Genomic DNA, 12,328 nt, shown 5'->3' with positions numbered 1-12,328 from the left:
GGCGAGGTTGCGGCTAGGGATTGAAGATGCTGACGCCCCCGGGGCCGACGAGGAATCCGAGGACGATGAGGACGATCCCCCAGAGGATGTCCCGACGGGCCAGGATGACGTAGATCCCGGCGATTACCAGTACCACGGCGATGATCCAAAGCAGAGTAGCCATGGCCCTCCACTGCCCCTACAAAGGGTCTCGTAACATCATCCAGCCCTGGGGTCGATCGAATTTGCGCCGGAATCGCCCATTGTTACGTTTGCTTGACACTATTCGGGCATGTGGTGATACATGACCACTTTCGGATATTTTCTCTCCAGCGAGGAGCATGACCCCAAGGAGCTGGTACGTCAGGCGAAACTCGCCGAGGAAGCCGGCTTCGAGGCGTTGTGGATCTCCGACCACTTTCACCCGTGGCTGGACGAGCAGGGCGAGAGCTCGTTCGTGTGGTCCGTCATCGGGGCCATCTCGCAGGCCACGTCGCTGCCGGTGACCACCGCGGTCACCTGTCCCATCATCCGCATCCACCCGGCGATCATCGCCCAGGCCGCGGCGACCGCACAGATCCTGCTGGACGGCAGGTTCCGCCTGGGGGTCGGCACCGGCGAGGCGCTGAACGAGCACATCCTGGGCGACCAGTGGCCACCGGCCGAGGAGCGCCAGCGCATGCTGGAGGAGGCCCTGGACGTCATCAGGGAGCTGTGGACCGGCGAGCTCGTGACCTACCGCGGCGAGTTCTACGAGGTGGACACGGCCCGGCTGTACTCGCTGCCCGACCAGCCTCCGCCGATCTACATCTCGGGCTTCGGGCCCAAGTCCGTCGAGCTCGCGGGGCGGCTCGGCGACGGCTACATCCACACCGCGCCCGCCGCCGACATGGTCGAGGCGTTCCACAAGGCGGGCGGCGAGGGCAAGCCGTGCGCGGCCGGGCTGAAGGTGTGCTGGGCGCACGACGAGGCCGAGGCGCGCAAGACCGTCCACCGGCTCTGGCCCAACCAGGGGATCCCGGGAGAGGCCGCTCAGCTCCTGCCGCTGCCGCGGCACTTCGAGCAGCTCTCGCAGCTCGTCACGGAGGAGGCCGCCACCCGGTCGACGCCCTGCGGCCCCTCCCCGGAGGCGCACCTGAGCGCGATCCGCGAGTACGTGGACGCCGGCTTCGACGAGGTCTACATCTCCCAGATCGGCACGGAGCAGGAGGGGTTCTTCGAGTTCTACTCGACGCAGATCCTGCCGCGCCTGCGGGAGCGGAGCTGACGCGAGGCACGCGAGAGCGCGACCGCGGGCATCGCGGTCGCGCTCTCAGGCTTTCTGGTCTTCGTCCTTGACCAGGCGCAGCGACAGGAGCGGCTGGACGAACCACAGCCAGGCACACAGCAGCGCCACGCCCGCGCCGACCAGCGCGGCGGGCCCGGGGCTGGTCAGCGCGTCCAGAACCAGGGCGGTGGAGCAGGTCATGGACACGGCCAGGGCCAGGCCGCCGGCCACGCCCAGGCGGTTTGCCCGGCGCAGCAGCAACTCCTTGAGCCCCGACCGGAACATGATCCGGTGCTGGGTCGCCGGGGCGATCGTGCAGATCGACGCGACCGCCGCGCTGACCACCGCCAGGTAGAACAGCCAGTTCCCGGTCGTGTCGATCTTGCCGAAACCGGAGGAGAACGGGAGCGTCAGCAGGAACGCGAACAGCACCTGCACGCCCGTCGCGGCCACCCGGAGACCCTGCAGCAGCTCGCCGAGCTCGCGGTCGACGCGCTCCTTCGGGTTCTCGTCGGTGTTCTCCAGAGGCTCGAGCACCTCACTCATGCCACTGCCTCGCCCGGCGGCTCGGACCGCTCGCTCATTCCTCGGTCTTCTTCATCAGGCGCGCGTAGGCGAGCTGGAGCCAGTCGGAGATCGCCACGGCCGCCATGGTCGCCCCGGCCAGCCGGGTCACCCTGGGAAAGAACACGGTGCCCGCCGCGTATCCTGTCGCGACCCACTGGGACAGGCAGAACGGGCAGGTCAGGAGCTCGCCCACGGCGTGCTGCAGCCCGTGACCGCGGACCTTCTCCTTGAGCTCCGCCGGGCCGGAGACGCCCTCGTACCGGGTGAAGGGGGCGCGGATGGGACTGGTGACGGGATCCTTCGCGAGCGTGCGCGAGAGCCGGTGCGTGAACAGCCCCATGAGCATGAGGTCCATCACCTTGATCTTCTCGGGGCCTGTGCGGCCCGTCAGTTTCGCCGCGGCGAGCAGCGCCGTGACGGCCCCGCCGTACACCGCGAGAACCCGTGTGTACGAGGCCAGCGGACGGTTGTCCTCTCCCTCGTACTCGCGCTTGATCTCCTGGAGGGTCTCGGTCATGAGCGCGCCCTACCCGGGATTGTTTGCGGCGAACATGGCTGGGCAAGCGACGTGAGTGGGTAGTCACAGTCACGAAGTCACCGACGCGATTCTTGAGACGCTCAAGCGCGCCGGGGCCGGCCTCAAGGAGGCCGGGGTGCGGTTCGCCCTGGCCGGAGGCTGCGCCGGCTATGCGAGGGGCGCCGCGCCATCACTGCATGACGTCGACTTCGCCCTGGTCGAGGAAGACGTCCCGCTCGCGCTGAAAACCCTGGAGAGCCTGGGTTTCCGGACCGCGAAACCACCGGAGGACTGGCTGGTCAAGGCGTTCGACGAGGAAGGGATCCTCGTCGACCTGATCTTCTCGCTGGCCGACAGGCCCGTGACCGAGGCCATGATCGCTCGGGCCGAGCCGATCAACACCGCCGCGCTCAGCCTGCCCGTCCTCGAAGCCACCGACCTTGTGATCTCCTGGATACTGCCGCTGTCGGAGCACGCCTGCGACTACGGCTCGCTGCTGCCCATGGTCCGCGCCATGCGGGAGCAGGTGGACTGGGACCGGGTCGCCTCGGTCGCCGCGCCGTCGCCGTACGCCTCGACGTTCGTCACGCTCCTGGAGCGGCTGCGCATCATCGCCCCTACGACACCTCGGCCGGACAGCACCTGGCCGTGAGCGCCGCACTCCGGCCTGCCGTCCCGGTCCATGCGGAGGAGGGGCCGGGCGGGGCCGGGCGGGGTCGGGCTGCCGGTTCGCCGGCGAAGAGAGGGGCCGCGCCGTGACGGCGCGGCCCCTCCATATGTCACTCACATGGACGAAGTGCGGGGGAAACGTCCGTAGTACTCCCCGACACGGTCCCGATAGCCCGGGTCGCTCATCGCCGACTCGTCGAACTCCGGCGCGTTCTTGATCTCCTGTTTGGTACGGCTGACGAAGACCTTGCGATCCTGGAAGTCGATCCTCGTCACCACACTCGCGGGGAGCATCACCTTCTTGCCGAAGATCCACGGGCCCGTGTCCACGACGATGTAGCTCTGGCCTGCCTCGTAGGTGGCCTCGTCCACGGAACCGATCTTCCCGTCCACGGCCTGCACGTCGTATCCGGCGATGTCCATCTGCTGTCCGGTGCCCGAGACGGTGTCGGAATACGACCAGAGATCCGGTGTCATGGTCCTCACTCCCTTCGTCGTCACTCCACGTACCCGAAGGTGAGAAGGGGAACATCCCGGACACGTAAGGGCAGGACATGATCTGGTCGCCCGCATTCCGGCACGATGAGCGCGCCGGTGGCGCGGAGCACCTCCGGATGCCGCTACTCTTGTGGTGCGGGCGCCGCTAGCTCAGTTGGTTAGAGCAGCTGACTCTTAATCAGCGGGTCCGGGGTTCGAGTCCCTGGCGGCGCACCACAAGAAGGCCCAGGTCGGCACAGCCGACCTGGGCCTTCTGCGTTACCCAGGCCGGCCTTCGGCTCGTGACCCGGCTCGTCGCCCGAATTTGTTGAACGCGCCGCCTTCCGTCACCCGGCGCCGGGGAACGCGTTCGCGCAGTCCTGACACCGCCGGATGGCGAACGTCTCCAGGTTTCCTTCCTGGGCGCGTACGGGGTTGCCCGGGCCGATGCTGATCCACAGGCCCGGACGAGGATCGCGTACGCGCCCCCAGTCGCGTTCCGTGATCTCCTGGCTGGCCGTGTGGTTGCATCCACCGGGTAGGTGGGCGAATTGATTGGGGGAGATCAGGATTTCGAAGGGGACGAACGCCTTCGGCGAGGTCCCCGAGCAGGAGCAGCCCAAACCGACGGTGAGGTCGCAGCGCTCGCAACGGACGTCCTTCATGCGGACAGTATCGAGCGGTGAGGCGTGATCCGCCGGGCATTCACCGGACGCCGGTCCGGCCGGCAGGGCGGCGGTCAGCGGGAGGTCTCGTACCAGTGGTAGGGGATCGACCAGTCCCAGTGCTCGGTCTCCTCCTCATGCGCGAGGTGGGGCGCGTCGGGGGACCAGGTCAGCGCGTAGGCGAGGCCGAACTGGGCGGCCCAGTACCGTCCGAGCCGCACGAATCCCCGGCCGAGAGCGAAGATCATTCGCTTCGCCAGCGACAACACCATCGGGCACCACTCCTCGCACGATCAGGCACGGCACCAATGTGGTCCAGATCACTATGTATCTGGAAATAAAGATTTAATCTGGCCGAATCCGCCATGTAAATGCCCAGAGCGGTACGTGACTCCCCGCAGTTGCGTCTGGTCGTACGCGTGACCGCCTTCGAGATCGATGAGACCGCCCTGGTGGTGGAGGTCCCCTCGGCCGAGCCCCTGGTCCGGGGCCTGCGGGAACGCTACGACTCCTTCGCGGCGTACGGCATGCCCGCGCACGTCACCGTCCTGTATCCGTTCCTCCCGCGACACCGGAACCGGACGGCCCGCTGAGTGAGCTCACCGAGGCGGTGGTGGGCTACACGGCACGCTGATCGTGGCCGAACGCTTCCGCCTGCTCGGTTGAGATTCCGCCGGGCCCGCCTGACGGCCACTCCCGCCGGCCTGTGGATAACGTCACGGCACTGACGGCCGGGGCTGACAGAATCGCTCGCACGACCGACCGGGGCGGCCGCCGAGGATCCCGGGAGGCGCCGAGCGGGGGAGGGCAGCGGATGAGCGGCGGAGAGCGGGAGGGCGCGCGGCGGCGGTGGAGCCTCGGGCCGCCGGGGGGCGGCGCCTGGAGTTTCCCCTGGTCGTCCCGCTCTCCGGGGGAGTCGGCCGAGGAACTGGTGGCCGGACTGCTGTCCGCGGCGCTGGAGGCGCGGCGCCGCCTCGACGAGACCGAGTTCCGGCGATGCGTGAAGGTCCTCGCGCAGGGCCAGGGGCTGCGCCAGGCCGTGGACCGCGCCCTGCTCGACGCCCTGCACCGGCAGGTGACGCACGCCTGGCACCTCGGCTGGCAGCCCGCAGACGTCGTCCGGCTGGTGGGCCGGCGGCTGGAGGCCCGGCACGTCCGCCTCGTGACCGACGCCGTCGCGGCCGAGATGCGCGCCTACGCCGCGGCGACAGTGGACGACCGCTGGCTCGACCAGATCGAGGCCATCGGCGCGACGGTGTGGTGGGGCCGCGACGAGGAGTACCTCCGTGAGGACGGCGACCGGACCGCGATGGTCGCCTGCGCGCTCCGGGTGATCCATCTGCTGGCCACGCTGCCGCCGCTGGAGCGGCTGTGCCCCGTGCCGGGAACGGCCCGCCGTACGCCCGGCTCCCGCGGCGCCGCCGTCGACGAGCGGATGCTCGCCCGGGTGCGGGCCCTGCTGGCCAAGGCCGAGTCGACCGAGTTCGAGGCGGAGGCCGAGACGTTCACCGCCGCGGCCCAGGCGCTGATGGCCCGGCACAGCATCGACGCCGCGCTGCTCGCCTCGCGGACGGCCGGCCCGGGAGGAGCCGACCGGCCGCAGGGCCGCCGGCTGGGTGTCGACGCGCCCTACGAGGGCCCGAAGGCGATGCTGCTGGACGTCATCGCCTCGGCCAACCACTGCCGCTCCGTGTGGAGCCGGCATTTCGGGTTCGCCACCGTGCTCGGTTTCCCCGCGGATCTGGCCGCGGTGGAGGTGCTGTTCACCTCCCTGCTGGTGCAGGCCATGACCGCGATGACGCTGGCCGGGTCTCGCCGGGACGGCTCCGGCCGTTCCCGCACGCGGTCGTTCCGGCAGTCGTTCCTCGCGGCGTACGCCCAGCGGATCGGCGAGCGGCTGGAGGAAGCGGCGGGACAGGCGGTGCGGGAGGCCGCCGCCGATGCCGGGCGCGACCTGCTGCCGGTACTGGCTGCCAGGGAACAGGCCGTCGAGGCGAAGGTCGAGGAGATCTTCCCGATGCTGACCATGGTCGGCGCGGGCGCGGTCAGCAACCGGGAGGGCTGGATCTCCGGCCGGGCCGCCGCCGACCGGGCCGTCCTCGACGTCCGGGGAAAGATCGCAGAAGGAGGCCGTTGATCCGGAGGCACACCTGGGGCTCCGGAACCTCCAGGACCGGGCATGATGGGTCGCGCAGGCAGCGGGTGAGCAAGGAGTGGCCGTGAGCAGATACGAGCGGTGGAACACCTTGCTGGAGCTGCTCGCCGAGCGCGGGCACCTCGACGTGGAGGAGACCGCCGAGCATCTCGGCGTGTCGCCCGCCACGGTGCGGCGGGACTTCGACGAGCTGGCCTCCCAGCAGCTCCTCACCCGCACGCGTGGCGGGGCGTCGGCGCACAGCGTCACCTATGACCTGCCCCTGCGTTACAAGGTCGCCAGGCACGCCCCGGAGAAGCAGCGCATCGGAGCCGCGGCGGCCGCCATGGTCCCCGCCGGCGCCACCGTCGGCCTGAACGGCGGTACGACGTTGACCGAGGTCGGCCGGGCGCTGGCCACGCGCCCCGACCTGAACACCGACCAGCGGGGCTCGGTGGTCACCGTGGTGACCAACGCCCTGAACATCGCCAACGAGCTGGTGCTCCGCCCGCAGATCCACGTCGTCACCACGGGCGGCTCCGCCCGGCCCCAGTCGTACGAGCTGATCGGGCCGATCGCCGCAGGCATGCTGGAGCGCGTCGCCCTGGACCTGGCGATCCTGGGGGTCGACGCCCTGCACCTGGAGCACGGCGCGAGCGCCCACAACGAGGGCGAGGCGGCGGTCAACCAGATCATGGCCTCCCGCGCGCAGCAGGTCGTCATCGTGGCGGACAGCTCGAAGCTCGGCAGGCGGGCGTTCGCCCGGATCTGCCCGGTGAACCGGATCGACATCCTCGTCACCGACAGCGCGGCGACCGAGGAGCAGACGGCACCCTTCGCCGACGTGGGTGTCAAGGTCGTGCGCGCCTGAGCGACCACACGGGCCCGCACACCGGGTCACCGTGCGCGGACATCTCCTCATGCGGCCGCGCCCGCGACGAGCGGCGGCTCGCGAGGCCGCCTGCCATGGGGCCGCCCTGCGAGTGGGGCGCGTGCCGGGAGGTTCTGTCACGAGGCCAGCACGCCGAGGAGGTGGGCGACCTCCCGGGTGACCGCGTCGCGGCCCGCCTTGAGGTATTTGCGCGAGTCGACCACGGACGTGTCGGCGGTCAGGCGGTCGCGGACCGCCGCCGTGAACGCCTTGTTGAGATGGGTCGCGATGTTAATCTTCTTCATGCCGTGCCGCACGGCCGCCCGGATGGTCTCGTCCGGAACCCCGGAGGAGCCGTGCAGCACCAGCGGGACCGGGACGGCGGCGTGGAGCTCGGCGATCAGGCCGAGATCGAGGACCGCGTCCTTCGTCGTCATGGCGTGCGAGCTGCCGACCGCGACGGCCAGGGCGTCCACCCCGGTCCTCTCGACGTAGCCGGCCGCCTCGTCCGGCCTGGTCCTGGCGCCCGGGGCGTGCACGCCGTCCTTGCCGCCGATCTCGCCGAGCTCCGCCTCCACCCACACGCCGCGCTCGTGGCACCAGCGCGCCACCTCGGCCGTGGCCGTCGCGTTGGCCTCGTGGTCCAGGGCGGACGCGTCGTACATCACCGAGCCGAGGCCGAGACCGACGGCCTCCTCGACCAGGGATCTGTCGGTGGCGTGGTCGAGGTGCACGGCCACGGGAACGGCGGCGGCCCGGGCCAGGGCGAGCGACGCCAGCGCGACCGGGGCCAGCGCGCCGTGGTAGCGCACGCAGTTCTCGCTGATCTGCAGCACCACAGGGACGCCGGCGGTCTCGGCGCCCGCGACGATGGCCTCCGCGTGTTCGAGCTGGATCATGTTGAACGCGCCCACGCCCAGGGGCGCGTCGCGGATGATGTCGCCAATGCCGGCGAGGGGCATGGTGGGCCTCCGAAGGTCCGGTCAGGGGTGGTGGGGTTCGACGGTGATGCCGGGGTGGACGCGCCGGTAGACGCCGGGATCGAAGTCGCCCGCGACGGGGGCGGCGACGGCGGCGGCGCCGAGGGCGGCCGCCCGGCGGAGCCGTTCGGGCCACGGCGCGCCCTCCACCAGGCCGAGCGCGAGTCCGGCCACCAGCGCGTCTCCGGCGCCGGTCGGATTGCCCTCCACCCGGTAGGGCATGCGGGCCCGCCAGGTCCCCTCCGGGGTCGCGGCGAGCACACCGTCCGCCCCCAGTGAGACCACGACCGACCCGGCGCCCTCGTCCCTCAGGAACCGGGCCCCGGCGGCGACGTCCACCGTCTCCCCGCCGTCCGGGTCCAGGGCGCGGGCGAGCTCCTCGGCGTTGGGCTTGAGCACGGCGGGCCGCCCGGCGGGGGCGTGGCGCAGGGGAGCGCCGTCGGCGTCCACGACGGCGGGGACGTCGTGCCGGGCGGCGACGGCGGCCAGCGTGGCGTAGAGGTCGGCGGGCACTCCGCGCGGGAGGCTGCCGGAGATCACCACGGCGGACGCCCGGCCGAGGACCCGCTCGTACGCGTCGAGGAACCGGGCCAGCTCCTCCGGGGCGACCAGTGGTCCCGGCTCGTTGAACAGCGTGGTCCGCCGGGCCGCGTGGACGGCGAGGGTGGTGCGGGTTTCCCCCGCGATGGGGGTGAACGCGGCGGGGACGCCGGCCGCGGCCAGGTCGGCGAGCACGGCGTCGCCGGTCGGGCCGCCTGCCAGGCCGGTGGCGAGGACCTCGTGGCCGAGGGCGGTGAGGACGCGGGCCACGTTGACGCCCTTGCCGCCCGCCCTGCGGTGCACGGCGCGCACGCGGTTGACGCCGTCCCAGTCGAGGTCGCCGACGCCGTAGGTGACGTCGAGCGCGGCGTTCAGCGTGACGGTGAGGATCACGCGGGTCACGGCGATTCGGGAAGGATGACCGATCGGGTAAGGTGCGCCGGCGTGTCGGGGTCGAGACCGCGGGCGTGCGCCCTGGCGACCGCGAGCCGTTGCACCCGGACCAGCTCGGCCATGGGGTCGAGGCCGCCCTCCACGAACGTGCGCCGGTGGCCTCCACCTCGCTCCGCAGGCCGCGCGGGACCGGACCGAACGCCCACGTGACGCGCCCGGGCGCGGCGATGCTGATCGGGCCGTGGCGATACTCCATGGCGAGGTAGGCCTCCGTCCACGACTGCGAGGCCTCCCGCATCTTCAGCGCCGCCTCCCGCGCCAGGCCGTACGTCCAGCCGGTGCCGAGGAAGGAGAACTGCTCGGCGGCGACGAGGCCGGGGGGCAGCGGTTCGGCGAGCGCGCGCTCCGCGTCGGCGATCGCCCCGGTGAGGTCCTCGCCGAGGTGCGCCCGCAGCATGGCGAGCTGCGCGGTGGCGAACCGCGTCTGCACGACCGACCGCTCGTCGGCGAAGTCGAGGACGACGACCTCGTCGGCGAGGGACATGACCGGCGTGTGCGGATCGGCGGTGACCGCGGCCGTCCGGGCCCGTTCCCCGCCCTGCTCGCGGACGCGGCGGAGCAGGTCGAGCACCTCGGTCGTGGTGCCCGACCTGGTGAGCGCCAGCACCCGGTCGTACCGGCGGCCGATCGGGGCCTCGGAGGCGGGGAAGGCGTCGGTCTCGCCGTGCCCCGCGCCCTCGCGGAGCGCGGCGTACGCCTGGGCGATGAACCACGAGGTGCCACAGCCGACGACCGCAACCCGCTCGCCCCTCGCCGGCAGGGCATCGGAGGAGGACAGTCCGGCGGCTCGGCTCCAGCAGGCGGGCTGGGACGCGATCTCGGTCTCGGTGTGACTCACGGGCCCTCCAGTGCTCATTGATGCAAGATTTGTAGCACTATCGAGCAGATTCGAGCAATGGAGGACGGCGTATGGTCGTCGTGAACGTCGACGGACCAGGACGGGCGGCGACATGACATGCGCGGAAACAGCGGATACCGCGCACAATCGAGCATCGCCCGCTCATGGGGTGCGTGGGAGCATCGGGTGAAGTAGTCTTCGCGCACGTACCGGGCGGGAGGTGGGGATGGCGCGCATCGTCTTCGTCGGCGTCGGGGACGTGGAGCTGACGCGCAGGGTGGTCTCCGATCTTCTCCTCGCCCCCTCGCTGCGGGGCGAGCTGGAGATCGTGCTGCACGACGAGAACCCCGGCCAGCTCGCGACGGCCGAGGCCCTGGTCCGCGCGCTCGACGCCGAGGCCGGATCGGTGGCGACGATCGTCACCTGCCCGAGCAGGCGCAGGGCGCTGGACGGCGCCGACTTCGTCGTCGGCCACATCGACGTGGGCGGGTTCGAGGCGACCCTGCGCGACTTCGAGATCCCGCACAGGTACGGCCTGCGCCAGACGATCGGCGACACCATCGGTATCGGCGGCATCTTCCGCGGGCTGCGGACGATTCCGGTCTTCGTCGAGCTGGGCCGCGAGATGGCCGAGCTGTGCCCGGACGCCTGGCTGCTGAGCTGCAGCGACCCGATGGCGATGACGGGCTGGGCGGTGCAGGAGGCGACCGGTTTCACGCGGTTCGCCGGGGTGTGCCACGCCGTCTGCGACACCCACGCGTACCTGGCCGATCTGGTCGGCCGGGGGCTGGACGAGGTCACGTTCCTCAGCGCCGGCCTCAACCACCAGTCGTTCGTGCTGCGGTTCGAAGCCGAGGGCCGTTCGCTGTATCCCGACCTCGACGAGGTGCTCGATGCCGATCCCGAGCTGCGGCGGCACGTGCGGGTGGAGCTCTACCGCCGGTTCGGCTACTTCCCGACCCAGTCGAGCGAGCACGCCGCCGAGTACGTCCCGTGGTTCATGCGGCACAGCGAGGAGACCGCGCGCTCGGGGTGCGTCCCGAGGAGTACCTGCGGCGGGTGGGCCACAGCCTGCACCTGTACGAGGAGACGCGGCGGGCGCTGTCGGCCGGCCGGTCGCTGCTGGTGCGCTGGCAGCACCAGGAGCCCGCGGCCGCCGCGCTCCTGGCCATGCTGACCGGTCAGGAGAAGGAGGTCTACGTCAACGTCCCCAACCACGGGCTGATCGGCAACCTGCCCGAGGGCTGCTGCGTGGAGGTGCCCGCCCTGGTCGACGCCGACGGCGTCCACCCCCGGCCGGTGGGAGAACTGCCCATCCAGCTCGTGGCGCTCAACCGCACGTTCCTCAACGTTGTCGAGCTGACCGTGCGCGCGGTGCTCGACGGCGACCGCAGGCACGTCCACCACGCCGCGATGCTCGACCCCAACACCGCCGCGACGTTGCCGCTGCCCGCGATCGAGGCGCTCTGCGACGAGCTGATCGAGGCGCACGGCGACCTGCTGCCGGAGGGCGTCCGCCCCGCTGAGAGCAGGGCCGGGAGCAGCGCCGGGAGCAGGGCCGGGAGCAGGCCATGACCGACTCCATGCCCACGGAGGTGCGGCGGGAGCGCATGCTCGGCATGCTCATGGAGCAGGAGTTCGCCCGGGTCGCCGAGCTCGCCGAGGCGTTCGGCGTCTCCAGCGTCACCGTACGCGCCGACCTGGACGCGCTGGAGGAGCAGGGCCGCATCCGCCGGGTCCGCGGCGGGGCCGTCGCGGCCGGGCCGCCGCGGCGCACCGAGCCGTCGTTCGAGCTGTCGCTCGGCACGGCGGCCGTGGAGAAGGCGCTGATCGCCAAGGCGGCGGCCCGGCTGGTCGGCTCGGGGGAGAGCGTGATGATGGGCGCGGGGACCACCACCGCCTACGTGGCCAGGGAGCTCGTCGCCCGGGCGACCTCACCGAGGTCACGGTCTTCACCAACGGCCTGCGTACGGCGCTGGAACTGGAGCCCGCGCTGCCCCGCTTCGCCGTGGTCGTGACCGGGGGGAGCCTGCGCCGTCAGCAGCACTCCCTGGTGGATCCGCTCGGCGGCAAGGCCATCGAGGGCATCCGGGTGGACACGGTCTTCATCGGCTGCGGCGGCGTACACCCCGACGTCGGGATCACCAACGTGAACCTGCCCGACGCGGAGATGAAGCAGCGCATGCTGCGGGCGGCCGGCCGCCGCATCGTGGTCGCCGACTCCTCCAAGCTCGGGGCGATCGGGATGGCGCCGATCTGCCCGCTGTCGGAGATCGACCTGCTCATCACGGGGGAGCCGGCCGACCCGGCGACGGTGGCCGTGCTGCGCGATCGCGGCCTCAAGGTGGAGATCGCGGCCTGAAGGTGGAGA

The 12,328-nt window shown here is 71.4% G+C and carries 18 protein-coding genes, 1 tRNA gene and 1 pseudogene; 10 read left to right on the top strand and 10 right to left on the bottom strand.

Going from position 1 to position 12,328, the window contains the following annotated elements:
• Positions 1 to 13: 13 nt before the first annotated feature.
• The gene (locus tag B1L11_RS46400) at positions 14 to 163 is read right to left on the bottom strand and encodes a GPGG-motif small membrane protein (RefSeq protein ID WP_167530303.1); all 150 of its coding nucleotides are present in this window, start codon (positions 161 to 163) and stop codon (positions 14 to 16) included.
• Between the two features lie 120 nt (positions 164 to 283).
• Between B1L11_RS46400 and B1L11_RS01910 the strand changes: the two genes are divergently transcribed.
• Positions 284 to 1,246: an LLM class F420-dependent oxidoreductase gene (locus B1L11_RS01910; RefSeq protein WP_079312563.1), complete on the top strand. Its 963-nt coding sequence runs from the start codon at positions 284 to 286 to the stop codon at positions 1,244 to 1,246.
• A gap of 45 nt (positions 1,247 to 1,291) precedes the next feature.
• Here B1L11_RS01910 and B1L11_RS01905 read toward each other — a convergent pair whose 3' ends face one another.
• Positions 1,292 to 1,792 carry a DUF6328 family protein gene (locus B1L11_RS01905; RefSeq protein ID WP_079312561.1) on the bottom strand — a complete coding sequence of 167 codons (501 nt, stop codon included), beginning with the start codon at positions 1,790 to 1,792 and terminating at the stop codon, positions 1,292 to 1,294.
• A 34-nt stretch (positions 1,793 to 1,826) separates the two neighbouring features.
• On the bottom strand, positions 1,827 to 2,330 hold the full coding sequence (locus B1L11_RS01900) for a DUF1360 domain-containing protein (protein WP_079312559.1): 504 nt from the start codon (positions 2,328 to 2,330) through the stop codon (positions 1,827 to 1,829).
• A 55-nt stretch (positions 2,331 to 2,385) separates the two neighbouring features.
• Between B1L11_RS01900 and B1L11_RS01895 the strand changes: the two genes are divergently transcribed.
• A complete protein-coding gene (locus B1L11_RS01895) occupies positions 2,386 to 2,982 on the top strand; it encodes a nucleotidyltransferase family protein (protein ID WP_079312557.1) in 597 nt (198 codons plus the stop codon).
• 131 nt (positions 2,983 to 3,113) lie between these two features.
• Here the strand turns inward: B1L11_RS01895 and B1L11_RS01890 are convergent, their stop codons facing one another.
• Entirely contained in the window at positions 3,114 to 3,476 is a 363-nt protein-coding gene (locus B1L11_RS01890; protein WP_079312555.1) for a hypothetical protein, read from the bottom strand.
• A 160-nt stretch (positions 3,477 to 3,636) separates the two neighbouring features.
• On the opposite strand from B1L11_RS01890, the gene B1L11_RS01885 reads away from it, so the two are divergent.
• Positions 3,637 to 3,713, top strand: a tRNA-Lys gene (locus B1L11_RS01885).
• 110 nt (positions 3,714 to 3,823) lie between these two features.
• On the opposite strand, the gene B1L11_RS01880 is transcribed toward B1L11_RS01885, so the two are convergent.
• Both B1L11_RS01880 and B1L11_RS01875 read right to left on the bottom strand, forming a co-directional pair.
• The gene (locus tag B1L11_RS01880; RefSeq protein WP_079312553.1) at positions 3,824 to 4,141 is read right to left on the bottom strand and encodes a hypothetical protein; all 318 of its coding nucleotides are present in this window, start codon (positions 4,139 to 4,141) and stop codon (positions 3,824 to 3,826) included.
• 74 nt (positions 4,142 to 4,215) lie between these two features.
• Entirely contained in the window at positions 4,216 to 4,413 is a 198-nt protein-coding gene (locus B1L11_RS01875) for a hypothetical protein (protein WP_079312551.1), read from the bottom strand.
• A gap of 99 nt (positions 4,414 to 4,512) precedes the next feature.
• Here B1L11_RS01875 and B1L11_RS46395 point away from each other — a divergent pair, with 99 nt between their 5' ends.
• The 3 genes from B1L11_RS46395 (at position 4,513) to B1L11_RS01860 (ending at position 7,146) form a co-directional block, all read left to right on the top strand.
• Positions 4,513 to 4,734, top strand: a complete 222-nt coding sequence (locus tag B1L11_RS46395) for a hypothetical protein (RefSeq protein WP_079312549.1) — start codon at positions 4,513 to 4,515, stop codon at positions 4,732 to 4,734.
• A gap of 221 nt (positions 4,735 to 4,955) precedes the next feature.
• Positions 4,956 to 6,278: a DUF2786 domain-containing protein gene (locus B1L11_RS01865; protein ID WP_079312547.1), complete on the top strand. Its 1,323-nt coding sequence runs from the start codon at positions 4,956 to 4,958 to the stop codon at positions 6,276 to 6,278.
• Between the two features lie 82 nt (positions 6,279 to 6,360).
• Entirely contained in the window at positions 6,361 to 7,146 is a 786-nt protein-coding gene (locus B1L11_RS01860; RefSeq protein WP_079312883.1) for a DeoR/GlpR family DNA-binding transcription regulator, read from the top strand.
• A gap of 137 nt (positions 7,147 to 7,283) precedes the next feature.
• Here B1L11_RS01860 and B1L11_RS01855 read toward each other — a convergent pair whose 3' ends face one another.
• The 4 genes and pseudogenes from B1L11_RS01855 to B1L11_RS49570 all read right to left on the bottom strand — a co-directional run.
• Entirely contained in the window at positions 7,284 to 8,108 is an 825-nt protein-coding gene (locus tag B1L11_RS01855; RefSeq protein WP_079312545.1) for a class II fructose-bisphosphate aldolase, read from the bottom strand.
• A 21-nt stretch (positions 8,109 to 8,129) separates the two neighbouring features.
• On the bottom strand, positions 8,130 to 9,068 hold the full coding sequence (locus B1L11_RS01850; RefSeq protein WP_256862150.1) for a 1-phosphofructokinase family hexose kinase: 939 nt from the start codon (positions 9,066 to 9,068) through the stop codon (positions 8,130 to 8,132).
• Positions 9,065 to 9,265, bottom strand: a complete 201-nt coding sequence (locus B1L11_RS49575) for a hypothetical protein (protein WP_256862149.1) — start codon at positions 9,263 to 9,265, stop codon at positions 9,065 to 9,067. The genes B1L11_RS01850 and B1L11_RS49575 overlap by 4 nt, the downstream gene beginning before the upstream one ends.
• A 299-nt stretch (positions 9,266 to 9,564) precedes the next feature.
• Positions 9,565 to 9,975: pseudogene (locus tag B1L11_RS49570) on the bottom strand (SIS domain-containing protein); the annotation flags it as partial.
• A gap of 208 nt (positions 9,976 to 10,183) precedes the next feature.
• On the opposite strand from B1L11_RS49570, the gene B1L11_RS01840 reads away from it, so the two are divergent.
• From B1L11_RS01840 to B1L11_RS47820, 4 genes are read left to right on the top strand one after another with little or no spacing between them, the layout of a single operon-like run.
• Positions 10,184 to 11,134, top strand: coding sequence for a hypothetical protein (locus B1L11_RS01840; protein ID WP_218670840.1), 951 nt, complete (start codon positions 10,184 to 10,186; stop codon positions 11,132 to 11,134).
• A complete protein-coding gene (locus B1L11_RS47830; RefSeq protein WP_218670839.1) occupies positions 11,083 to 11,532 on the top strand; it encodes a hypothetical protein in 450 nt (149 codons plus the stop codon). The genes B1L11_RS01840 and B1L11_RS47830 overlap by 52 nt, the downstream gene beginning before the upstream one ends.
• Positions 11,529 to 11,975: a DeoR/GlpR family DNA-binding transcription regulator gene (locus B1L11_RS47825; protein WP_218670838.1), complete on the top strand. Its 447-nt coding sequence runs from the start codon at positions 11,529 to 11,531 to the stop codon at positions 11,973 to 11,975. Before B1L11_RS47830 ends, B1L11_RS47825 begins: the two co-directional genes overlap by 4 nt.
• The gene (locus B1L11_RS47820) at positions 11,921 to 12,319 is read left to right on the top strand and encodes a DeoR/GlpR family DNA-binding transcription regulator (protein WP_218670849.1); all 399 of its coding nucleotides are present in this window, start codon (positions 11,921 to 11,923) and stop codon (positions 12,317 to 12,319) included. The genes B1L11_RS47825 and B1L11_RS47820 overlap by 55 nt, the downstream gene beginning before the upstream one ends.
• The last annotated feature ends 9 nt before the right edge of the window (positions 12,320 to 12,328 follow it).

The sequence above is a fragment of the Microbispora sp. GKU 823 genome (assembly GCF_002027145.1).
Classification (GTDB): domain Bacteria; phylum Actinomycetota; class Actinomycetes; order Streptosporangiales; family Streptosporangiaceae; genus Microbispora; species Microbispora siamensis.
This window is presented reverse-complemented; position numbering and strand designations above follow the sequence as displayed.